General features: G+C 71.3%; 19 protein-coding genes. 8 read left to right on the plus strand and 11 right to left on the minus strand.

Annotated features, from left to right (window positions below; genetic code table 11):
- The first annotated feature begins 385 nt into the window (after nucleotides 1-385).
- On the plus strand, nucleotides 386-556 hold the full coding sequence (locus ACWDVW_RS11400; protein ID WP_449946966.1) for a hypothetical protein: 171 nt from the start codon (nucleotides 386-388) through the stop codon (nucleotides 554-556).
- A gap of 27 nt (nucleotides 557-583) precedes the next feature.
- On the opposite strand, the gene ACWDVW_RS11405 is transcribed toward ACWDVW_RS11400, so the two are convergent.
- Nucleotides 584-1,126 (minus strand): hypothetical protein, encoded by a 543-nt coding sequence (locus ACWDVW_RS11405; protein WP_449946968.1) that lies wholly within the window; start codon nucleotides 1,124-1,126, stop codon nucleotides 584-586.
- Between the two features lie 295 nt (nucleotides 1,127-1,421).
- Entirely contained in the window at nucleotides 1,422-2,723 is a 1,302-nt protein-coding gene (locus ACWDVW_RS11410) for an aspartate aminotransferase family protein (protein ID WP_449946969.1), read from the minus strand.
- 125 nt (nucleotides 2,724-2,848) lie between these two features.
- Here ACWDVW_RS11410 and ACWDVW_RS11415 point away from each other — a divergent pair, with 125 nt between their 5' ends.
- Nucleotides 2,849-3,769: a LysR family transcriptional regulator gene (locus ACWDVW_RS11415; protein ID WP_449946970.1), complete on the plus strand. Its 921-nt coding sequence runs from the start codon at nucleotides 2,849-2,851 to the stop codon at nucleotides 3,767-3,769.
- 106 nt (nucleotides 3,770-3,875) lie between these two features.
- On the opposite strand, the gene ACWDVW_RS11420 is transcribed toward ACWDVW_RS11415, so the two are convergent.
- From ACWDVW_RS11420 to ACWDVW_RS11430, 3 genes are all read right to left on the minus strand, one after another.
- A complete protein-coding gene (locus ACWDVW_RS11420) occupies nucleotides 3,876-5,102 on the minus strand; it encodes an epoxide hydrolase family protein (RefSeq protein ID WP_449946972.1) in 1,227 nt (408 codons plus the stop codon).
- Nucleotides 5,103-5,159: 57 nt separating this feature from the next.
- The gene (gene msrB, locus ACWDVW_RS11425; protein ID WP_449946973.1) at nucleotides 5,160-5,612 is read right to left on the minus strand and encodes a peptide-methionine (R)-S-oxide reductase MsrB; all 453 of its coding nucleotides are present in this window, start codon (nucleotides 5,610-5,612) and stop codon (nucleotides 5,160-5,162) included.
- Between the two features lie 95 nt (nucleotides 5,613-5,707).
- Nucleotides 5,708-6,739 (minus strand): fatty acid desaturase family protein, encoded by a 1,032-nt coding sequence (locus tag ACWDVW_RS11430; RefSeq protein ID WP_449946975.1) that lies wholly within the window; start codon nucleotides 6,737-6,739, stop codon nucleotides 5,708-5,710.
- Between the two features lie 109 nt (nucleotides 6,740-6,848).
- Here ACWDVW_RS11430 and ACWDVW_RS11435 point away from each other — a divergent pair, with 109 nt between their 5' ends.
- The 3 genes from ACWDVW_RS11435 (at nucleotide 6,849) to ACWDVW_RS11445 (ending at nucleotide 11,074) form a co-directional block, all read left to right on the plus strand.
- The gene (locus tag ACWDVW_RS11435; protein ID WP_449946977.1) at nucleotides 6,849-8,156 is read left to right on the plus strand and encodes a sensor histidine kinase; all 1,308 of its coding nucleotides are present in this window, start codon (nucleotides 6,849-6,851) and stop codon (nucleotides 8,154-8,156) included.
- The gene (locus ACWDVW_RS11440) at nucleotides 8,108-8,743 is read left to right on the plus strand and encodes a LuxR C-terminal-related transcriptional regulator (protein WP_449946979.1); all 636 of its coding nucleotides are present in this window, start codon (nucleotides 8,108-8,110) and stop codon (nucleotides 8,741-8,743) included. The genes ACWDVW_RS11435 and ACWDVW_RS11440 overlap by 49 nt, the downstream gene beginning before the upstream one ends.
- Nucleotides 8,744-8,947: 204 nt before the next feature.
- Complete coding sequence (locus ACWDVW_RS11445) at nucleotides 8,948-11,074, plus strand: Xaa-Pro dipeptidyl-peptidase (protein WP_449946981.1); 2,127 nt, start codon at nucleotides 8,948-8,950, stop codon at nucleotides 11,072-11,074.
- A gap of 121 nt (nucleotides 11,075-11,195) precedes the next feature.
- Here the strand turns inward: ACWDVW_RS11445 and ACWDVW_RS11450 are convergent, their stop codons facing one another.
- The 4 genes from ACWDVW_RS11450 to ACWDVW_RS11465 form a co-directional block, all read right to left on the minus strand.
- Entirely contained in the window at nucleotides 11,196-12,821 is a 1,626-nt protein-coding gene (locus ACWDVW_RS11450; RefSeq protein WP_449946983.1) for a cellulase family glycosylhydrolase, read from the minus strand.
- Between the two features lie 111 nt (nucleotides 12,822-12,932).
- On the minus strand, nucleotides 12,933-13,493 hold the full coding sequence (locus ACWDVW_RS11455) for an NADAR family protein (RefSeq protein WP_449946985.1): 561 nt from the start codon (nucleotides 13,491-13,493) through the stop codon (nucleotides 12,933-12,935).
- 111 nt (nucleotides 13,494-13,604) lie between these two features.
- Complete coding sequence (locus ACWDVW_RS11460; protein ID WP_449946987.1) at nucleotides 13,605-14,708, minus strand: M14 family zinc carboxypeptidase; 1,104 nt, start codon at nucleotides 14,706-14,708, stop codon at nucleotides 13,605-13,607.
- A 447-nt stretch (nucleotides 14,709-15,155) separates the two neighbouring features.
- The gene (locus tag ACWDVW_RS11465) at nucleotides 15,156-16,628 is read right to left on the minus strand and encodes a hypothetical protein (protein ID WP_449946989.1); all 1,473 of its coding nucleotides are present in this window, start codon (nucleotides 16,626-16,628) and stop codon (nucleotides 15,156-15,158) included.
- Nucleotides 16,629-16,885: 257 nt separating this feature from the next.
- On the opposite strand from ACWDVW_RS11465, the gene ACWDVW_RS11470 reads away from it, so the two are divergent.
- From ACWDVW_RS11470 to ACWDVW_RS11480, 3 genes are all read left to right on the plus strand, one after another.
- A complete protein-coding gene (locus ACWDVW_RS11470) occupies nucleotides 16,886-17,845 on the plus strand; it encodes a TIGR03557 family F420-dependent LLM class oxidoreductase (RefSeq protein WP_449946990.1) in 960 nt (319 codons plus the stop codon).
- 161 nt (nucleotides 17,846-18,006) lie between these two features.
- Nucleotides 18,007-19,053, plus strand: coding sequence for an NAD(P)-dependent alcohol dehydrogenase (locus ACWDVW_RS11475; RefSeq protein ID WP_449946992.1), 1,047 nt, complete (start codon nucleotides 18,007-18,009; stop codon nucleotides 19,051-19,053).
- Nucleotides 19,054-19,161: 108 nt separating this feature from the next.
- A complete protein-coding gene (locus ACWDVW_RS11480; protein WP_449946994.1) occupies nucleotides 19,162-20,280 on the plus strand; it encodes a PQQ-dependent sugar dehydrogenase in 1,119 nt (372 codons plus the stop codon).
- A 43-nt stretch (nucleotides 20,281-20,323) separates the two neighbouring features.
- On the opposite strand, the gene ACWDVW_RS11485 is transcribed toward ACWDVW_RS11480, so the two are convergent.
- Both ACWDVW_RS11485 and ACWDVW_RS11490 read right to left on the minus strand, forming a co-directional pair.
- Nucleotides 20,324-21,781 carry a pentapeptide repeat-containing protein gene (locus ACWDVW_RS11485; protein WP_449946996.1) on the minus strand — a complete coding sequence of 486 codons (1,458 nt, stop codon included), beginning with the start codon at nucleotides 21,779-21,781 and terminating at the stop codon, nucleotides 20,324-20,326.
- Nucleotides 21,782-21,849: 68 nt separating this feature from the next.
- A complete protein-coding gene (locus ACWDVW_RS11490; protein WP_396747005.1) occupies nucleotides 21,850-22,710 on the minus strand; it encodes a LysR substrate-binding domain-containing protein in 861 nt (286 codons plus the stop codon).
- Between the last annotated feature and the right edge of the window lie 29 nt (nucleotides 22,711-22,739).

Genomic DNA, 22,739 nt, shown 5'->3' on the forward strand with positions numbered 1-22,739 from the left:
TGATCGACCGCCGGTCGCGCTCCGCCGAGCAAGAGCGCCCGGCGTGCCCGGGCGTGCAAGGAAGGGTCCCCTGTTAACGCTTGGTGGTGTTAACAGGGGACCCTTCCTTGCGTTTGGGCGGGCAGGGGGTGCAGAGAACGGGAGGTGGGTAGATTTGTTGCTGCCATAGCGACAACAAATCGACCCACCTGCGAACGTGCCTGCGTGGGTCTTCCCAGTCAGTCGCCAGTTCGGGTGCTTTGTCCGTTCTGGTGACGGCAGTGGCCCCGGAGCTGGCCCGATCGCCACAGCGGCTGGTCCGACCGATCAACTCACACGGCGGAGCGGGCTGAGCGGCGAGGCAACCGCGCCAGCCGGGCTGGAACACGTCTACCAGGCCGACCGGGTGCCGACTCATCCAGAAGCCCGGATCACGGCGGCCCGGATCACGGCGGCCCGGATCACGGCGGCCCGGATCACGGCGGCCCGGATCACGGCGGCCCGGATCACGGCGGGCCGCCTCATGCGGCTCGGCGACGCGCTCTCGGTCGGCTTCGAGCAGTCATCCTGCAACTGAGCTAATGGGCTCGGGGCGGCCGGGTGGTCAGGGCGTCGAGGCGGCGGGGGGTTCTGGCTCGGGGGTGCGGCGTCGTTGCAGCGTCCGCGCGGCGACCACCGGCAGGACGCGCAGGACGAGCGCCAGGATCACGGCCAGAGTGACGACCTGGCGTACCGACAGACCCTGCCAGGCCAGCACGGCACCCGCGCCCACGCCGGTCAGCAACGCCCCGCGTGCGACCCGCAGCGCGACGACGAGACCCGAGGGTTCCTCCCCAGCCTGGTCGGGCTTGGACCACAGGGTGCTCACCGCCGCCGTGACCGCGAACAGTACGGCGATCAGCAACGCCCAGAGGGCGACCCGACCGATGCCGGCGTCGTCGGTCAACGACGGTGCGGCGAAGGTGGCCGCCAGCAGGATGAAAAGGGTGGGTACCCACGTCAGGAGGAAGGCCGCCAGCCCGGTCTGCAACGCCCGGCGTCCCCGTCCGACCTGCGGTTGCACCTGACTTCCGATGCCGGCGGTCACCTCGTCGGGGGCCCATACCAGCTGGCCTATTCTGCGCGGCTCGGGCGTTGACTCAGACATGCCGGCAAGCCTAGTGCGGGGGCTTTTCCTCACCCTGTGCGGCGTCCTGCCCGCCGTGCTCGGAGTCCGACGATCCGGCCGACGTTTCATCCACTGTGGACGGTGCCTCGACCACCGCGCGGCCGGTCCGTCTCGTGGGGCCGCTGTCAGCGCGCTCTCACCGCTCGCGCAGGACCGCTGTCCGCGCGTTCTCACCGCTCGGGCAGGGCTGCTGTCCGCGCGCTCTTACCGCTCGCGCAGGACCGCTGTCCGCGCGTTCTCACCGCTCACGCAGGACCGCTGTCCGCGCGCGCCCTTACCGCTCGCGCAGGACCGCCGTGAGCGCGGCGTCGAGGATGTCCAGGCCGGCGTGCAGGTCGTCGTCGCTGATGGTGAGCGGCGGGGCGATCCGGAAGATGCCGCCCATGCCGGGCAGTTGGACGATGTTCATGTGCAGACCCCGGTCGAGGCAGGCCGAGGTGACCCGGGCGCCCAGCGCGTCGGCCGGCGTCCGGCTCATCTTGTCGGTCACCAGTTCGATGCCCTGGAGCAGGCCCCGGCCCCGTACGTCGCCCACCACCTCGTGCTCGTTCCGCAGGGTCTGGAGCCGCTCGGTGAGCTGCTCGCCGAGCTGCGCTGCCCGCCGGACCAGGTCCTCCCGCGCGATGACGTCGAGGACGGTCAGCGCGACCGCCGCCGCCAGCGGGTCGGAGACGTGGGTGGTGTAGAAGAGGAATCCCCGCTCGTGGCAGACCTGCTCGATCTCGGCGCTGGTGACCACGGCGGCCACCGGCAGTCCGGCGCCGAGGGTCTTGGACAGGGTCAGGATGTCCGGGGCGACGCCGTCGCGTTCGAAGGCGTACATCGCGCCGGTGCGGCCGAGCCCGGTCTGCGCCTCGTCCAGGATGAGCAGCATCCCGCGCTCGTCGCACATCTGCCGGAGTCGGCGCAGGTATCCGGGCGGCAGGTCGATGATGCCGCCCGAGGAGAGGATCGGCTCGACCAGGCAGGCGGCGAGGCTTCCGGCGGACTGCTGGTCGACCAGGGCGAAGCCGTACGCGAGTTCGGCCTCCCAGTCGTGCGCGCCGGTGGCCGTACGGAACGGCGACCGGTAGGCGTTCGGTGTGGGCAGGACGAGGTTGCCCGGCATCGGCGGACCGTAGCCGCGCCGCCCGGCGGAGAACGTCGCCGACGCCGCCCCCTGCGTCATGCCGTGCCAGGACCGGTCGAACGACACGATCTCGTACCGGCCGGTGTGGAGCTTGGCCATCTTGATCGCCGCCTCGTTCGCCTCGGCGCCGGTGGTGAGCAGCAGCGTCTTGCCCAGCGAGGGAGGCAGTGTGGCGGCGAGCCGTTCGGCCAGTGCGAGCAGCGGTGGGCTGAGCATGCCGCTGTAGAGGTGGTCCAGTGAGGCGACCGCGGACGAGACGGTGGAGACGATGTCCGGGTGCGCGTGGCCCAGGATGGCGCTCATCTGTCCCGAGGTGAAGTCGAGGATCGGCCTGCCCTCGCGGTCGAAGACGTACGCCCCACGGGCGCGCTCGATGATCCGGGGGGTGAAGGTGGCCCCGTAGCGGATCAGCAGGCGGTCCGCCTGGTCCCAGAACGTCGTGTCCATCAGCGGTCCTCTCGTACGCACCGGGCGGCGGAGCCGGTCCCTGCGGGTCATCCTGCGACGGCCCCGGTGCGGGCGACAAGCAGACAAAGATCGCTGATCGTTCGTCGTCGCCGTACGGTCGACCCATGCTCAACCCTCGACGTCTGGTGGTGCTGCGGGCGGTCCTGGCCGCCGGATCGATCAACCAGGCCGCCCGGAACCTGAACTACGCCCCGGCCACGATCAGTCAGCACATGACCGAGCTGGCCAGGGAGACCGGCCTGGTCCTCTTCGTGAAGCAGGGACGGGGCATCGTCGCCACCGACGCCGCCCGGCACCTCGCGGACCAGGCGCAGACGCTGGTCGCCGACTTCGAGCGGCTGGAGCGGGTCGTCGCGGACCTGCGCGGCGGCCAGGGGGAGCACCTGGCGATCGCCTGTTTCGCCTCGGCGGCCGAACGGTGGATCCCGGAGCTGGTGCGGACCGTTCGGCAGCACCGACCGAACCTGACCGTGGAGATCAGCCTCAACGAACCGGTCGACGGCCGGGGCCGACGGCAGCCGGACCTGGACATCCGCACCGAGCCGTCCGGCGGCGTCGAGGTACGGCTCGACGGCTACCACCGGCACGAACTCGCCGTGGAGGAACTCGTCGCCGTGCTGCCCGCCGGGCACCCGCTCGTGGACGCCCCCGAGATCGCGTTGCGGGATCTCGGGGGCGAGCCGTGGGTGGACCACGACATCTACGACAGCCCGATCGGGCAGATCATCTCCAGTGCCTGCCGCACCGCCGGGTTCACGCCCCGGTTCGCCGCGCGGCTGGACGACCACCGGGCGGCCCTGCGCCTGGTCGCGGCCGGTGTCGGTGTCACGCTGCTGCCCTGCCTGGCCGTGGTGGACCTGCCGGAGGGCGCGGTGTCGAGACCGGTGGTCCGTCCCGTCGTCCGGCGTCGCATCGTCGTGCACGTGCGCCGGGACCGCCGCCGGCACGAACTCCTCGCCCGGGCGGTGGCACGCCTGCGCGCCGACGCCAAGTCCGACCCCTGCACCGCGAGCCCCGACCACTGACCCGACCGTCCCGCACCGGCGGATCGACAGGCGGTGCGGTCCAGGCTGGGCGGACGCGCACGACCGGCGCCCGAGGGCACCGGTCGCGGCGATGGGTGACGGTCGATCAGCGCAACGGCCGGAATCCGGCGCGCAGCTCCTCGGCGAAGGCCATCGGCCGTTCCCAGGCGGCGAAGTGCCCGCCCCGGTCGAGCCGGTGGTAGTAGACGAGGTTCGGGTACGCCTGCTCCACCCAGCTCCGCGGCGCCTCGTACAGCTCGTCCGGGAAGACGCTGACCGCCACCGGCACCCGTACGCCCTTGGTGGCGAAGAACGAGAGTGCGTTCTCCGCGTAGAGCCGGGACGACGAGACACCGGTGTTGGTCAACCAGTACAACGTGATGTTGTCCAGCACGTCGTCCCGGCTGAGGCCGCCCGGCCCACCCGCGAAGACCCGCGAGATGAGGTCCAGGCTGCGCGCGTCGTGGTCGAGCAGGAACGCGGCCAACCCGACCGGCGAGTCCGCCAGCGCGGTCAGGGTCTGCGGCCGGGTGCCCATCATGAGGGCGTACGCGACGTGCTTCCACACGAAGTCGAGCTGCTCGCAGGCGCGCCGCTCCTCGGCGGAGAGGTTCGACGGCAGCGAGCCGAGGGCGTCGTTCGCCCCGCTCATGTCGGACTGGAACAGCTTGTCGAGATCCGCCGGTACGGCTCCCGGCATGTTGGTGTGGATACCGGCCAGCTCCGGTGGGTCCTGCACCCCCATCAGGTCCGAGATGATCGCGCCCCAGTCGCCGCCCTGGGCGACGAAGCGGTCGTACCCGAGACGCCGCATCAGCTCGGTCCATGCGCCGGCGATGTGCTCCGGACCCCAGCCCGGCATGGTCGGCTTGCCGGAGAAGCCGTGCCCGGGCATGGACGGGATCACCACGTGGAAGGCGTCCGAGGCGCTTCCGCCGTGGGCGGTGGGATCGGTGAGCGGGCCGATGACCTTGAGCTGTTCGATCACCGAGCCGGGCCAGCCGTGCGTGATGATCAGCGGCAGCGCGTCCTCGTGCTTCGAGCGGACGTGGATGAAGTGGATGTCCAGCCCGTCGATCTCGGTCATGAACTGCGGGACGCTGTTCAGCCGTGCCTCGACGTCACGCCAGTCGTACTCCCGCTCCCAGTAGCGCGCGACCGCCTGGATGGTCGCGAGCGGCACGCCCTGCGACTGGTCGGCGACGGTCTCCTTCTCCGGCCACCGCGTGGCGGCGATCCGGCGGCGTAGGTCGTCCAGCTCCGCCTGCGGGATCTCGACCGTGAACGGCCGGATCTGCGCGGTACGCGGTCGGGCTTCGGTCTTGACGGCCATCTCTGCCTCCTGTTCCCACTGTCGCGGGCGAACGGGATGTCCTCGTGCCGGGTCAGCTCACCGCCGGGCGGCGAACCGGTCGAGGTACGCCCCGTAGCCCTCGCGCTCCAGGTCGTCGCGGGGCACGAAGCGCAGCGCGGCCGAGTTCATGCAGTAGCGCAGCCCGCCGAACTCGATCGGGCCGTCGTCGAAGACGTGGCCGAGGTGGCTGTCGCCGTGCGCGGACCGGACCTCGGTGCGGGTGACGCCGAGGCTGCGGTCTGGGATCTCGACCAGGTTCCCGGACTCGACCGGCTTGCTGAACGTCGGCCAACCGGTGCCGCTGTCGTACTTGTCGACGGAGGCGAACAGGGGTTCACCGGACACCACGTCGACATAGAGGCCGGGGTCCGACTTGTCCCAGTACTCGTTGGCGAAGGGCGTTTCGGTCGCGGACTCCTGGGTGACCCGGTACTGCTCGGGCGTCAGGTCCGAGATCACATCGGGGCTCTTGCGATAGTCCTGAGACACCATCTCTCCTCCCGGCGGGCAGTTGCCCGATGGTCGGGGAATCTCCGAACCCGCTGCTTACCCTGCCCCCCGACGCCTACGCCCCGGACGGACAGTCACCGGGAGGCGTGTGCGGCCCGGGCGGGGGCACCCACCTCGTGCAGGTGGCGCAGCGCCTGCCGGTACGAGTCGACCAGGCCGGTCTGCTCGTAGCGGACACCGATCTCGGCACAGTACGCCTGCACGATCGGCTGGGCCCGGCGCAGGTTCGGCGTCGGCATGCCGGGGAACAGGTGGTGCTCGATCTGGTAGTTCAGGCCGCCGAGGGCCGCGTCCACCAGCCGGCTGCCGTGGACGTTGCGCGAGGTCAGCACCTGCTTGCGCAGATAGTCCTCGGAGCCGGTCGGATGCGGCATCCCCTTGTGGTTGGGCGCGAAGGTCATCCCGAGGTAGACGCCGAAGATCGCCTGGTGCAGCAGCAGGAAGACCACGGCCTGCGGCGGGGTGAGGACGAGCAGCAGGGCCGTGAGGTAGCCGGTGGCGTGCAGGGACAGCAGGGCGGCCTCGACGCCCGGCCGCTTGACCGTGCCGTCTCGCAACGCCTTGACGCTGGACACCTTGAGACTGACGGCGAGCAACGCGAGCAGTGGGAAGAACAGGACGGCCTGGTGCCGGACGACGAATCCGCGCAGCCCACGGCGGCCGAGGGACGCCTCCGCGGTCCAGACGAGCACCTCCGGGGCCACGTCCGGGTCGAGATCGTCGTGGTTGGGGTTGTTGTGGTGGCGGGTGTGCTTGTCCATCCACCACCCGTAGCTCATCCCGACGCCGAGGTTGCCGGCCACCAGCCCGGCGAACGCACTCGGACGCCTGGTCCGGAACACCTGGCGGTGTGCCAGGTCGTGTGCCACGAGCGCGACCTGGGCGAACGTGACGGCGAGGAAGACTGCGGTGATCATCTGCCACCACGACGAACCGAGGGCGAAGAAGGTCGTCCAGCCACCGACGAACATGAGTCCGACGACACCCAACCTCAGGGCGTAGTAGAGGGGCCGGCGTCGCATCAACCCGGCGTCGGTGATCCGGCGGGACAGGACGGCGAAATCGCTGCCGCTCGTCGGGCGCGGTGGCGTCGTGGCGGTCGTCATGGTCCCAGCAGACCGCATACGGGACGCGCCCGTCAGGAGTTCTGCCCCCGCCCTACGACGGGGTGCTAGCACCACCGAGAAGCGCCCGACACGCGGGCACAATGTGACGATGGACCGGGTCGGCGGCGACGAGCGGGCGTACGCGTGGGCGTGGCGGGGCCTGCGTGCCGTACTCGCCGGTCTGGCCGCCGTCGGTCTGGCCGTGACCAACCTCGGGCTGCTCGGCGTCTCGCTGGTGGCACTGGCCCTGGTCCCGGTGCCGTTCCTCGGCATGGCGTTGCTGCCGTGGACGATGACGCTGGTCCGCCACCGCGCGGATCTCGAACGCCGACTGGCCACCCGCGCCGGTGTCCCGGTGTCCCGGCCCTACCGTCCGCCCCCGGCACGGGGTGTCCCCGGCGGGTGGCGGCGGTTCCGCTGGATCGTCACGGACCCGGCCACCTGGCGCGATCTCGCCTGGCTCCTGCCCGGCGCGGTGGTGTCCACCGCCCTCGGCCTGGTCTCCCTGGCCGTGCCGCTGTACGGGGTGCTGGGCCTGACGCTGGTGCCGGTGTGGATCTGGCTCGGCACCGACTGGTACGGCTACGGCCTCGTCTGGTCCGTCGACACCGTCGTGGAAGGGCTGGTCTGTGTGCCGCAGGGCGCGGCCATCCTCGCCGGTGGTCTCTGGTTGGCCCCGTGGCTGCGCCGCGTCGTCGGGTACTTCACCCGGCTGCTGCTCGCCCCGACCAAGGCCGCGGAGCTGCGACTGCGCGTCACCGAACTGACCGTCACGCGGGCCGACACCGTCGACGCCCAGGCCGCCGAGCTGCGTCGCATCGAGCGTGACCTGCACGACGGCATCCAGGCTCGCCTCGTCTCCCTGGGCATGATGATCGGCCTGGCCGACGAGCTGATCGACCGTGACCCGAACGCGGCTCATGAGATGCTCGCGGAGGCGCGGGAGTCCAGCGGTACCGCCCTGGTCGAGCTGCGCCATCTCGTCCGCGGCATCCATCCGCCGGTGCTGGCCGAGCGCGGGCTCGACGGCGCGGTGCGGGCGTTGGCGCTGGGCCTGCCCGTCCCGATCACGGTCGACGTCGACCTACCCGGCCGACTCGACACGCCGGTCGAGTCGGCGGCCTACTTCGCCGTGGCCGAGACGCTGACCAACCTGGTCCGGCACAGTCGGGCGCGGACCGGGGCGGCGTCCCTGCGACACACCGACGGCACGCTGACCATGGTGGTCGCCGACGACGGGATCGGTGGTGCCGACCCGAGCGCCGGTTCCGGCCTACGAGGCATCGCACGCCGCCTGGCCGCCTTCGATGGCACGATGACCGTGTCGAGCCCGGTCGGCGGGCCCACCGTCGTCACCATGGAGTTGCCGTGCGCGTTGTCATCGCCGAGGACCACGCACTCCTCCGGGACGGGTTGACCCGGATCCTGCGGGCCTTCGACTTCGACGTCGTCGCGGCCGTCGACAACGGACCTGCCCTGCTGCCCGCCCTGGTCAGCCTCCGGCCTCAGGTGGCGGTCGTGGACGTACGGCTGCCGCCGACGTTCACCGACGAGGGCCTGCACGCCGCGATCGCCGCCCGTACCCGTCTTCCCGGGCTGCCGATCCTGGTGTTGTCCCAACACGTCGAGCCGTTGTACGCCCGGGAACTGCTCAGCACCCCGCACGGCGGCGTGGGCTACCTGCTCAAGGACCGGGTGTCCCACGTCGGCGAGTTCGTCGACGCGGTCCGTCGGGTCGCCCAGGGTGGCACCGCGATGGACCCCGAGGTGATCTCTGCACTGCTGGCCCGCCGGGAGCCCCTCGCGGCGCTCACCGTCCGGGAGCGGGAGGTGCTCGGCGAGATGGCCGAGGGCCGCTCCAACGCCGCGATCGCCAGCAAGCTGCACATCACCGAGAAGGCCGTCAGCAAGCACATCAACAACATCTTCACCAAGCTCGACATGCCGCCCTCCGACGACCACAACCGGCGGGTCCTCGCGGTACTGGCATACCTCAACCCCTGAGCGGGGCGACGTTTCGTCGTACTCGGACCTGCGGAGTTCCGTCAGGTGTCTCAAGCGTCCACTCTCCACGGACCGTTACCGTCTGCTCACCAAAGGATCGAGTCGGTGTGTGCCGTCGACGACAGTCGGCCGGGACCGCCGACCGCGCCGGGTGCTCCGTCGCTCGTTCGGGCCGCCCGGACGAGCAACGGAAAGGGGCTCACGATGGTGCGACGAAGCGGGCGCCGACAGGTCACCGCCCTGGTGGCGGTGCCGTGCGCGGCGGCACTCGTCCTGTCCCTGACGGTCGCGACACCTGCGGTCGCCGCCCCGGAGGAGGTCGGGCCGGTCTTCGTCGACGGCCAGGCCCAGATCGTGCCCGAGTTCGCCGACTCCGCCGGCTGGATCCGGCAGCAGTTGTGGGTGGAGACGGAGTTCGACTCCGACGGCGACGGCCGGCGCGACCGGATGCACGTGGACGTCACCCGACCGGGACAGACCGACGACGGACTCAAGGTGCCGATCGTCTACGAGACCAGTCCCTACTACGCGGGCACCGCCTCCACCCAGGCGCAGTACTTCTGGAACGTCCGGCACGAGCTGGGGGAGGAGCCGCCCGCCCGGGTCTCCCCGCCCGCCATCGCCCACCGCGCGACCCGGACGGCGGTCTCCACCAGCGAGGTCGCCACCTGGGTGCCGCGTGGCTTCGCCGTGGTGCACTCCGACTCGCCGGGCACCGGCCTGTCGCAGGGCTGCCCGACCGTGGGCGGCAGCAACGAGTCGTTGGCGCCGAAGGCGGTCATCGACTGGTTGAACGGACGGGCCACGGGCTACACCAGCGTCGACGGTGACGTGCAGGTCGCGGCCACCGGCTGGTCCACCGGCAAGGTCGGCATGACCGGTACGTCGTACAACGGCACGCTGCCGCTGGCCGCCGCCACCACCGGAGTGGACGGACTCGAAGCGATCATCCCGATCGCGCCGAACACCTCGTACTACCACTACTACCGGGCCAACGGCCTGGTCCGGAACCCGGGTGGCTGGGTCGGCGAGGACATCGACTACCTGTTCGACTACGTCCACAGTGGCTACCCGGACCGCCGGGCGTACTGCGTCGAGCAGGTCCGGGTCAACGAGCTGAACCGCTTCCAGGACCGCCGCAACGGCGACTACAACGACTTCTGGGCCGGACGCGACTACCTGCACGCCATCGGCGGCGTACGCGCGGCGACCCTGATGGCACACGCCTTCAACGACTGGAACGTGATGCCCGAGCACAGCGTCCGGATCACCGACGCGCTCAAGGCTCAGGGCACGCCCGTGCAGATGTACTTCCACCAGGGCGGACACGGTGGTGCGCCGCCGCTGGAGATGCGCAACAAGTGGTTCAGCCGCTACCTGTACGGCGTGCCCAACGGCGTGGAGGATGACGCACGGGCCTGGGTGGTCCGCAACGAGACCGGGACCAGCACGCTCACCCCTTACCCGGACTATCCGAACCCGGCCGCGCAACCGGTGACCATGGTCCTCCAGCCCGGCGGCGACACCAGCGGTGGGCTGACCTCGCTGGCGTTGCCGGGCGTCGGCGTCGAATCACTCGTGGACGCCGGTGACACCGCCTGCAACGCCGGTGCCCTCGCCACCACCGTCTCCGACCAGCGGCTGCTCTACGTCACGCCGGAACTTACCGCCCCGGTGCACATCTCCGGCACCGCCACCGTGACGCTGCGGATGCGGTCGAGCAAGCCGGCGGTCAACCTGTCGGTGGCGCTGGTACGCCTGCCCTGGACCAGCGCGTCGGGCTGCACCTCCAGCACCCAGGGCAGCACCACCAGCATCATCACCCGGGGCTGGGCCGACCCGCAGAACCGCCACTCGCTGACCCGCGGCGAGCCGCTCGTGCCGGGGGAGTTCGTCGAGGTGACCGTACCGTTGCAGCCGGACGACCAGGTCGTGCCCGCTGGCTACCGGATCGGCCTGATGGTCTTCTCCACCGACCGGGAGTTCACCCTGCAACCGGCCCCGGGCACCGTGCTCGGCGTGGACCTGGCGGCGTCGCGGCTGCGGCTGCCGGTGGTCGGCGGGCCGCTCGCCATGCCGATCTGCGTGGGCACCGACACCCGGGCGACCGTGGTGGTCGGCGGCGTGGACAGCCGGGTGGCCAACCGTGTGCTGGCCGGCACCTGCACGATCAACGACCACATCCTCGACGGGGAGCCGTGGCCGAACCGTGGTCAGTTCGTGCGGCACGTCAACGAGGTGGTGGACCGGCTGGTCACGGCCGGGGTGCTCACGCCGGGCCAGCGTGGACCGATCGTGTCGGCGGCCGCCCGCTCCGGCGTCGGCGGCTGACCGAGATGTAAGGAGGGGTCCCCTGCTAACGCCTGGTGTATAGCAGGGGACCCCTGCTTACACGCAGGGCGATCGCGAGGGTGGGGCAGCCCGGTCGGACCGCCCCGCCCTCGCGCCGTCGTCAGCTGGTCGGGAAGTTGTCCGGGGTACGGATCCGGTCGCGGACCCACACCCCGGCGGGCTTGAGCACACCGGTACCGGTGTACGAGCTGCCGTTGCAGGTGCCGGTGTTGAAGACGGCACCACTGCGGAAGTCGTCGGAGAAGTTCCAGTTCACCCAACTGATCTTCTTGGTGGCCATCAGGTCCAGATACTGCTGGGCACGGGTGAAGTCGTTCGCCCCGTCACCGGAGGCGGTCTGGGTGCCGAACTCGGTGACGAAGACCGGCAACCGGTCGGCAGTCCGGGACAGCGCGTTCAGGTACGTCGTGCCGTGCGAGGCGGCGTAGAAGTGGAACGTGTACATGATGTTCGACGCGTTGACCGGGCTGTTGACGATCTCGGTCTCCGAGGAGCCCTCGGACAGGCCCAGCGACGACCAGGCGCGGGTGCCGACCAGCACCACGCCGTCCGGGTCCTGGGCCCGGATGACCGGGATGATCTGCTCGGCGTAGCTCTTGATCGACGCCCAGCTCACCCCGTTCGGCTCGTTGGCCACCTCGTACAGGATGTTGGTCTTGTCCTTGTGGCGCTGGGCGATCTCGGTGAAGAAGGTGCGGGCCCGGGCCAGGTTGTGGTTCGGGTCGCCCGGGGTGAGCATGTGCCAGTCGACGATGGCGTACATGCCGCGTGCGGTGGCCCGTTCGATGTAGTCGTGCACCCGGTCGGTGAAGCCGCGCGGGTCGGTCTCGTAGCCGCCCTCCTGGATGTACATGGAGATGCGCAGCACGTCGGCGTTCCAGTCGTGGGCGAGCGCGTCCAGCGAGGCGTTGTTGACGCACTGCGAGTACCACTGGATGCCGTGGGTGCTCATGCCACGCAACTGGATCGGCCGGCCGTACCGGTTGCAGAGCTGCACGCCACAGACCCGCAGTTGACCGTTGATCGAGGCGGGGGTGCCGGTCACCGTACCGGGTGCGGTGGTCGCGGAGACCGTCGTGCTCGCCGCCGAGACGTTGCCGGCGGCGTCGCGGGCCCGGACCGAGAAGGTGTACGCGGTGGCGGGGCTCAGGCCGCCGACGGTGGCCGAGGTGGTGCCGACGACGCTGGTGGCGAGCGTGCTGCCCCGGTAGACGTCGTAGCCGGTGACCCCGACGTTGTCGGTCGCGGCGTTCCAGGCCAGCGCCACGCTCGACGTGCTGGTGCCGGTGACCCGGAGGTTGCCGGGCACGCTGGGCGCCTGGGTGTCGGCGCTGCCGCCGCTGCACGAGCCGCCGTTGACGGTGCAGTTGGTCGGCGTGCCGCTGCCGGTGACGATGAAACCGAACGTGGTCGACGCACCGGCGGTCAGGGTGCCGTTCCAGCTGCGGTTGGTGAAGCTGTGCCGGCTGCCGCTGCTGGTCAGCAGGGCGTCCCAGTAGCTGCCGAGGGTGGAGCCGGCCGGCAGGTCGAAGTCGACCCGCCAACTGGTGATGGTGGTGCCGGTGTCGTTGCGGACGGTGAAGCGGGCCTCGTAGCCGCCACCCCACTCCTGGACCTTGGCGAAGTTCGCGGTCGCGGCCTGTGCGCCGGGGGCGGCGACCAGGACGCCGGCGATGGCGAGTGTGGCGGCGAGGACTCCGGACACCGCAGTACGCAGTCTGGACATTCCACTCCCTCTGTCGTCATGGGGTAGCTGCCGACACGCGTCGAAACAGGACTGTAAAGATGTCTTACAGTCGGGTCAACCCATCGACGGAGGCGCACGTCCATGCGACGTTCACGGGAGCTGGGTCCGCAGGCGCTCGCGAGCGGACCCGAGGGCGAAGCCCAGCAGGTTGAGACCCTGCCATCGGGCCGGGTCGGCGGCCCGGGGATCGTCGGCGGTGAGCCCGATGCCCCAGATCCGGTCGACCGGGCTGGCCTCGACCAGGATCCGGTCGCCGGTGCCGAGCAGGAAGGCGCGCAGGTCGGGGTGCTGGCCGAACTTCGCGACGCTGGCGTCGACCACGATCGCGTACCGGTGGGCCTCCCAGGTGGCCTGGTCGAAGCCCCGGACCTGCCGCCCGAGCGACTTGGCCCGCCGCGGATCGGCCCCGGTCAGGATGCGGGCGGCCAGCTCGTCCTCGCCGAACAGCGTCGCCTTGGACCACATCATGTAGTGCTCGGCGGTGGCGAACTCGTGTCCGTCGACGGTGAACCGGGCGGGCCACCACTGGCTCAGGCAGCCGACCCCGACGCTGCCGTCCCGCTGCGGCCGGTGACCCCAGAACCGCAGATACCGTAGGTCGGCCCCGGAGGAGACGAGGTCGATCAGTTCCGCCACGCTGGACACGTTCACGGCGGCCAGTCTTCCCGTCCACCGCGTCGACCGCAGCCCGGTTTCCGGCCACACGCGTGCGGCGTCGCCCCGGCCCTCTCGGCCGGGACGACGCCGGTCATCTCGGCGGGGTCAGCTCCGCGGGACGTTCATCCGAGCGGGGATGAGGTCGTAGCGCGCGGGGTCGATGTCGTCCAGGGTGCCGTCGGTGATCGAGTTGACGATGCCGAAGAGCCCGTCCTCGACCTGCTTGGTCAGCATGCCGTGCTGCTTCTGGCCCCACGACTGGGTCTGGCCACGCGTCTCGAACAGGATGGTGGCGCTACCGCGCAGCGCGAACGAACCCAGCGCGGTGCCGGGCAGGTTCGTGTTCTGCGGGTAGAGCGTGACCTTGCTCTGCGGGGAGTTGCCGGACTGGAGTGCGTCGTAGACCGCGACGTTCACCCGGCGCGACGCGTCGTAGTCGAACTTCGGCCAGTTGCCGTGCTGCGCCGGGTCCGTGATGAAGCGTCCGGAGATCGACAGGGTGGTGTAGTCGTCCATCCCCACACCGGTGTAGCAGGCGGCCTGGTTGTGCAGGTCGGCGAAGACGTCGACGGTGCCGAACTCCCGCTCCAGCGAACGGTAGACGTCCCGGGCGGTCTGGCCCTCCGGGGTGATGTACCAGCCGACGGAGGCGCTGTTGCCCGGGAAGTCGCCGGGGCTGGGCACGTAGTCGAGGTTGGGGTTGAAGTCGCGGTTCACGTCGAACCCGCCGACCCGGGTGTTGTAGTTCCAGGCGGTCCGTGCGTCGGCCAACTGTGGGAAGTCGGCGACGACGTCGGCCCAGGTGCGGGCGTTCTGCCGGGTGTCCAGCTCGCTGCCGTCCGGGTTGAGCTTGGGGATGGCCACCACGGTGACCGCCTTGCGGATCTCCGCGGACCGCTTCGAGTTGTTGCCCAGCGTCCGCAGGGCGTCGAGCACCGCGGCCGTACCGTGCATCTCGTTGCCGTGGATCTGGCTCTGGATCAGGACGACCCGGTCGCCCTCGCCGACCCGGGCGGTCCAGATCTCGCGACCGTGGTTCGAATGGCCGGCCACGTCGACGCGGACCTTGCCGTTGCTGGTGTGCTCGATCTGCCGAAGGCTCCGACGGAGTTCCTCGTGGCTGATGAAGCCCTGCACCGACTTGTTGCCGGTCTCGTTTCCGCAGTGCGATTCGAGAGGTTGGGCGACCGCCGGCCCGGTGAGTGCCACCACGGCACCGGGGGCACCGATGAGTAGTGTGGCGGCGACCGCGACAGAACGCTTGACTCGACGTGTTGGCGATGCCGCCATAGCTGAGCGCATGAATGTCCTCCACAGTGATCGGGTGGATCTAGTCCGTCACCTAAGCACAGGTCAGGGCCGGTAGCAATGCGCGGCGGAGAGATCGGCCACCGTTTGCTGCCGAATGTCGGAACCGTATTGCCGAAAGCATTCCGATCGATTTTCGGGAGGGCTCGCCGGGTGGCGGAGGGAAGTCTCAAGAATTCCTCAACAGTCGACCGGGAAGCTGCACTCCGAGCATGCGGACGACTATTTTCGCGCGCACGGTCAGGAGTGGCCGGGAGATGTTCCGACGATTGTCGGAAATCGGTTCGGCGATTGTAGAAACAGTTTCCTGCAATTGTTTCCGATGCCTCGACAGATGTCGGAGGCGGCTCAGTCGGCCGACGGTTTCGGGGTGCCGCAGAGCGTGGTGCCGGGCGGGATGACCTCTTCGGCGCTGTGGATGCGGTACGGCGGCGGCCCCAACCGGCCGGACGGGTCGATCGGCGTGACGTTCAGCAACTGCAGGAACTTGTTGATCACCTTCGCCACCGGGGCCAGGATCGTGTAGCCGATGCCGTACGAGGCCCGGATGCCGATGCCCACGCCACGGCACACCGCCAGCGGCGCGCCCAGCGCCGACCCCATCGTCGTCCCGTACGCCGTCGACACCTCGAAGAAGAGGCCAGCCTTGAGCACGAACGCGCTGAACCCCAGGTCGAACCGGACCCGGTGCTCGGTGAGCAGGCCCGTCACGCCGACCGGCACCCCGCGCAGCGAGTTGATCAGGCTTTCCTTGCGCTGGAAGTTCTTGCTGACCTGTGGGCCGAACGTACCGCCCGCGTACCCGTACCCGAGCGAGCCGGCCAGCGAGAACTCGCCGTTGCCCTTGAGCGTCCCGGCCTTCGCGCCGAACGCCGTGGTGACCTTGACCGTCTGACTGATCGTCAGCGCCAGCGGCACGCCGACCACGGTGCCCATCGGGATGCTGAACTCCACCGGGATGGGGAGCACCGCCCTGATGTTCTGCCCGTCCCGGATCCCGGCCTCGAACGAGTACCGGATCCCGAAGCCGCCACTGATCGACAGCTCTGCCCGGGCCACCGAGCCGCCCTTGATGCTCAGGTAGAAGCCCGCCTCCGGCTGCTGAAAGGTCAGCGCAGCCCGCCCGAACAGCTTGGTGCCGTTGCGGTCGTAGTGGAAGCTGACCTCGGCACCGCGGTTGAGGCTGACGCCGGTGGAGAAGTTGGCGACGACCGACCTGACCTCACCGCCGCCCCGGGTCGGCGCCGGCTGCGCGGGCCGGGGCGGCAGCGGGGCGAGTCTCAGCGCGCCGCTGCGGCCGGCCCGGCCCGACGGGGTGGCCAGCGCGGCGTCGGCCTCCTCCTCGCCGAGCGCCCAGATCGGCTCCCCCGCCTGGTAGGCGACCGGGTCCTCGATCGCGATGCCCTGCTTCTCGAGGGTGCCGTCGCGGATCACGTCGGTGATGGTGACCGGCCCGATCGTGACCAGCAGGTCCCCACCCTCGCGCCGCAGGTCGAGCACCCGGCCGACGCCACGGCCGGTGACGAACATGACCTTCCCGGGCGCGAGGTCGTCGGCGCGGGGCGCGGCAGCGTCGATCCGCCAGGTGAGGCCGTCGGCGGTGACCGAGCGCACCGCGCGGCCACCGCCGCCGACGAGGACCACGTCCGGCTGGTACGTCAGGTCGGGGTGCGGCACGGGTGCCATCCCGTACCGCAGCGCGGACTCGCTGTACGGGTCCTCGTCCACCACGCCGAACGCGTCGACCGGTGACCTGCCGGTGCAGGCCGTGCCGGTCAGTAGCAGCACCACCGTGAGGACGGCCGAGACGAGCTTGCGCACCAGGGACTCCTCGCCGCCGGGGGTACGACCCGCCGTTCCGGCCGCCGAGCGGCGGCGTGGTCCGGTCGGATCGGGTCAGCGGCGGTGCGATCGACAGTAGAGTCCGCTCGGCGCGGAGGAATCCGGAGTTTCCCCACCCATCGGGAGCACCGCACGGGCCGGTCGCCGGTCTCCGAGGGGTGTTCCGATTCCTCCGCCCGGGCGGCCGGACAGTGCGACAGTGGTCGGGAGGGCACGGGTCGGGGGCGGGGGAGTCGATGCGGATCGGGTACAAGCTGGCCAGCGAGGGATTCGGGCCGACCGAGATCATCCGGCAGGCGGTCCGGGCCGAGCAGGTCGGATTCGACTTCGTCGAGATGAGCGACCACTTCCACCCGTGGCTGGACGTCCAGGGCCACTCCTCGTTCACCTGGACGGTGCTCGGCGCCGTCGCCGCGCGTACCGACCGGATCGGTCTGGCCACCGGGGTGACCTGCCCGACGGTGCGCTACCACCCGGCGATCATCGCGCAGGCCGCCGCCACCCTCGCGATCATCTCCGACAACCGGTTCACGCTCGGCGTCGGCGCCGGTGAGCGTCTCAACGAGCACGTCGTCGGCCAGGGGTTTCCGAGCGCACGCGGGCGGCACGAGCGGCTGCGCGAGGCGCTGGACATCATCCGGCTGCTCTGGTCCGGCGGCTACCACTCGTACGAGGGCAAGCACCTGCACCTGGAGGACGCGCGGGTGTTCGACCTGCCGGACCGTCCGCCGGTCATCGCCGTCGCCGCCAGCGGTGCCGCGTCGGTGGCCATCGCCGCCGAGCTGGGCGACGGGCTGTTCGCCACCGAGCCGGTGGCCGACCTGGTGCAGAACTACCAGCGGCTCGGCGGTCAGGGGCCGCGCTACGCGGAGGTCCCGATGGCCTGGGCCACCGACGAGGAGCAGGCGGTGCAGGCCGCCTGGGAGACCAGCCGCTGGGCGGTCACCGGCTGGAAGGTGATGAGCGAGCTGCCGAACCCGGTCAACTTCGAGGCCGCCGCGCGGACCGTCACCCTGGACGACGTCCGCGCGCAGTTCGCCGTCGGCCCCGACCCGGACACCTACGTCCAGGCGGTCCGCACGTACGTCGACGCCGGTTTCGACCACATCGTGCTGCAGAACGCCGGACCGGATCCGGACGGGTTCCTCGACTTCTTCCGCGACGTCCTGGCCGAGCGCCTGCGCGCACTCGGCTGACCGACACGCTCCCGAACGCGCGCCGCGTACCCGCCTCGTCGCGGGGTGTCGCGGCGCGTCGTCGTGCTCTGCCCCGGTGCGCGGGCGCGGCTAGGCTCGATCATGCCGCCCCCGCCCCACCCCGTGGCGGCCCGCGTCGACCCGTCCTACCTGGGAGAGCTGTGACCCTCGTCAGCGCCTACACCGCCTCGTCCGCGACCGCGCCCCTCGCGCCGGGTCAGATCCGTCGGCGGGAGGTGGGACCCCGCGACGTGCTGATCCAGATCGCCTGGGCGGGAATCTGCCACTCCGACATCCACACCGTGCGCGGCGACTGGGGCACCGTGCCGTACCCGCTGACCGTCGGGCACGAGATCGTCGGCGTCGTGAGCGAGGTCGGTGCGGAGGTGTCCCGGCACGCCGTGGGTGACCGGGTCGGGGTCGGCTGCATGGTCGACTCGTGCCGGGAGTGCGCCAACTGCCAGGCCGGTCAGGAGCAGTACTGCCTACGCGGGTTCACCGACACCTACAACGGCACCGACCGGGACGGCTCGGTCACCCAGGGCGGCTACTCGACGCACATCGTGGTGGACGAGCACTTCGTGCTGCGGATCCCCGAGTCGATCCCGTTCGAGAAGGCCGCGCCGCTGCTCTGCGCCGGCATCACCACGTACTCGCCGCTGCGGCACTGGAAGGCCGGGCCCGGCAGCCGGGTCGCGGTGGTCGGCCTCGGCGGTCTCGGCCACATGGCGGTGCAGCTCGCCGCCGCGATGGGCGCGGAGGTGACGGTGCTGTCCCAGACGCTGAACAAGCGCGACGACGGGCTGCGCCTCGGTGCCACGCACTACCACGCCACCAACGACCCGGAGACCTTCACCCGGCTGCGGTACGGCTTCGACCTGATCGTCAACACGGTGAGCGCGCAGATCGACCTGGAGGACTACCTGAACCTGCTCGCTCTGGACGGCACGCTGGTGACCGTCGGCGCGCCGCCGGAGCCGATGCCGGTCCGCATGTTCACGCTCTTCGACAACCGACGCTCGCTGGCCGGGTCCACCATCGGCGGGATCCGCGAGACCCAGGAGATGCTCGACTTCTGCGCCGAGCGGGGGATCGCCCCCGAGGTGGAGGTGATCGAGGCCGCCCAGGTCAACGACGCCTGGGAGCGGGTGCTCGCCGCCGACGTGCGCTACCGGTTCGTGATCGACATGTCCACGATGACGTCCTGAGCCGAGGTGCGCCGACGCGTGCTCGGCCCGCCTTTTCCTCAATTTTCGCCGCCACCTGGTTCGCTGCTCGCAGGACCGGACGACGCAGCAGACCGCCGAAGGAGACGAATGCGATACCACGTGTGGGCCGGATCGGCCCTGGCCGTACTGCTGGTGGCCGGGACCGCCGCGTGCGGCAACGGTGACACCGACGCCACCGGTCCCGGCCCGGACCCGGGACCGGTGGCCACCAGTACGGCGAGCAGCTCCCCGTCGGCGGCGCCCGACCTCGACGCGGGGGAGGAACTGGCCCGGGGCATCGACGTGCCGTGGGGGCTGGCGTTCCTGCCCGGCGGCGACGCGCTGGTCGCCGAGCGCAACACCGGCCGGGTCCTGCGGATATCCCCGGGCGGCGGCACGCCCGACGAGGTCACCACGGTGCCCGGCGTGAGCGCCGGTGGTGAGGGCGGGCTGCTCGGGCTCGCCGTGTCGCCGGACTTCGCCGACGACGACCTGGTCTACGCCTACTTCACCGCGTCCGACGACAACCGCATCGTCCGGTTCCGGCTCGACGGCGGCCAGCCGGAGGTGGTCTTCTCCGGTATCCCCAAGGCCAGCTTCCACAACGGCGGACGCATCGCCTTCGGCCCCGACGGCATGCTGTACGTCGGCACCGGCGACGCCGGGGACACCGGCAGCTCGCAGGACCCGGCCAGCCCGGCCGGCAAGATCCTGCGGCTCACGCCGGACGGCGAACCGGCGCCCGGCAACCCGACCGCCGGTTCCCCGGTCTACAGCCTCGGGCACCGCAACGTGCAGGGCCTGGCCTGGGACCCGGAGGGCCGACTCTTCGCCACCGAGTTCGGCCAGAACGACGTCGACGAGGTCAACCTGATCCAGGCCGGGGGCAACTACGGCTGGCCCGAGGTCGAGGGCGAGGGCGACACGGCGGGCGGGCGCTACACCAACCCGCTGATCACCTGGTCCACCCGGGAGGCGTCGCCGTCCGGCATGGCGATCACCGCCGGCAACGCCTACGTCGCGGCGCTGCGCGGCGAGCGGCTCTGGGTGGTGCCGCTCGACGGCGACCGGCTCGGCGAGCCGTCCGCGCGGCTCGACGGGTACGGGCGGCTGCGGACCGTGCAGGTGGCCCCGGACGGAGCGCTCTGGGTCACCACGTCCAACACCGACGGGCGGGGCGACGTCCGCGACGGCGACGACCGGGTGCTGCGCTTCCCGGCTCGCTGAACCGTGACCCGGCGGGCCCGACGGGTCCGCCGGGGATGCGGTGTCAGGCCACCGCGCCGTGCAGGACCACGTGCTCCGGCGGCGCGGTGCCGAACACCACGTCACCGTGGAAGACGGCCCGACCCGACGGCCCGTCCAGGCTGAACGAGACGCGGTCGAACCGGCTGCCGTCGAGGCGGGTGGTGCCGTGGAACTGGGCACCGGTGAAGTCGACGTGTCCGGCCTCACCGCCACGCAGGTCGAGGTCGACCAGCGTGGCGCCGCAGAGCCACAGGTGCACCCCCCGCCACTGTCCCGGCCCCGGACGCAGCCGGTCGGCGAGCAGCCGCTGCGCCAGTCGCCGTTCCCGCAGCAGGGCGTCCTGCCCGGCGGTGCGGCCCTCGGCGTCCAGCGGGAACGGCACGGGCACCCGCAGGAAGGCGCAGAACGCCGTCACGACGTGCTGCCGCAGCTCGGGTCGGTCGTCCCCGAGACGGGCCAGGATCCGCAGCCCGGCCGCACGCACCACCGGGTCGGTGTCGGCCAACTGCCGGGTGTACGGCGCAACCGAGGCGTCCGGCGTGAGGGGACCGCCCGTGGCGTCCACCGTCCAGCCGAACGGCCACTCCGACTCGCCGTCGTCGGTGCCGCCGGACCAGTGGGCGCCGGTCAGGTCACCGCCGGGGTGGGTGAGGTGGGCCCGCCCGGCGAACCGGGCACCGCTGAAGGTCGCCCGGGCCCCGAAGCGGGCGTGGTGGAACCAGGCCGGGCCGTCGAAGCGTACGTCCCGGAACGACACGTCGCCGACGAACCGCGCGCCGTCGCCACCCTCCTCCCAGCCCTGGTAGTCCTCCACCAGGACCGCCACCGGCCAGTGCGGGTCGTCCTCGTTGGGCTCGTCCCACGGCGCCGGGGTGATCTCGTCCACCGTGTCCCACGCCTCGTCCTCCTCCCACCAGGTCTCGGCGCCCCGGCCGAACCAGGCCATGCCGGCGAACACCGCGCCGGTGAAGTCGGTCCGTCCCCGGAACCGGGTCCGGCCGAAGGCGGCGTCGCCGGTGACCCGCAGGCCGGTGAAGGTGGCGTCGTCGGCGAAGACCGCGCGCGAGAACGACGCGTCGGTGTCGACGACGGCCCCCTCGAAAGCGGTGACACCGTTAAACCGGGCGTCGGCGAACCGGGCCGCCCGCAGTCGACAGGCCCGGAAGTCGGCGTCGTGCAGCGTCGCGCCGGACAGGTCCACACCGATCCCGTCCCAGGGCGGGTTCCTCGGGGCCGGGCCGGAACCGCGTAGTCGGTCGGTGAGCAGGCGCAGCACCGTCCGACGTTCCTCGGCATCGACGTTCCCCGGCGCGGGCGCGGTCCGTAGCCACGCGCAGATCGTGTCGGCGACCGGCTGTCGCCGTGCGGGGTCGGTCGCGCCGAGGGCGACCAGTTCCTGCGCCGCCGCGAACCGCGCGCCGGGCGCGGCGGTGGTCAGCCGTCGCACCGCCTCGCCGTACGCCGTCGAGGTGTCGTCCACGGCGCGAGCCTAGTACGGCGACGCCCATCGTGATCATGGTCGGTCGGGCCGCTTCACTGTGGCGCCGCTCAGGACGCGGGTGCGGTGCGGGCCCCTGCGGTCAGGATCGCCTCGGCCAGGGCGGCCACCGTGTCGGCGGGCGCGCTGTCGCGGTGCAGCAGGACGAACTCCACCTCGCCCAGCGGCGGCAACCGGTGTCCGGCCGGGGCCGGCACCAGCCCGGGCGGGACCAGCTCGGCGGAGTGTGCCATCACCCCGAGACCGGCGCGGGTCGCCGCCACCAGCCCACCGAGGCTGGTGCTGGTGCAGGCGAGCTGCCAGGCGCGACCGGCCGCGCCCAGCGCGTCCAGGGCCTGCGCGCGGGAGATGCTCGGCGGCGGGTACGCGACCAGCGGCACCGGTTCGTCCGGGCCGAGCCGGTGACCGGGGGCCGCCAGCCAGATCAGTCGGTCCCGCCAGACCAGCCGGCCCCGGTCCTGCCCGGCCAGGCGCTTGGCGAAGACCACGTCGAGCTGCTGCGCGTCGAGCCGGTGGTGCAGGGTGCCGCTCAGGTCGACGGTCAGCTCCAGGTGCACCAGCGGATGGCGGTGCCGGAAGTCGCGCAGCACCCGGGGCAGGTGGGTGGAGATCAGGTCGTCGGAGACCCCGAGCCGCAACCGGCCGCGTACCGGTCCGGCGGCGAAGTGGCGTCGGGCCCGGTCGCCCGCGTCCAGGATGTCGCGGGCGAAGGTCACCATCGCCTCGCCGTCGACGGTGAGGCCGACGCTGTGCGTGTCCCGCACGAACAACGCGCGGCCGGTCTCGGCCTCCAGCCGCCGGACGTGCTGACTCACCGTGGACTGGCGCAGCCCCAGTCGGGCCGCCGCCCGGGTGAAGCTCAGAGCCTGGGCCACCGCCAGGAAGCTGCGGAGCTGAACGGGGTCGTACACCCGGCGAAGCTATCACGTTGTGTGATGGC

Source organism: Micromonospora sp. NPDC003241 (genome assembly GCF_053589795.1).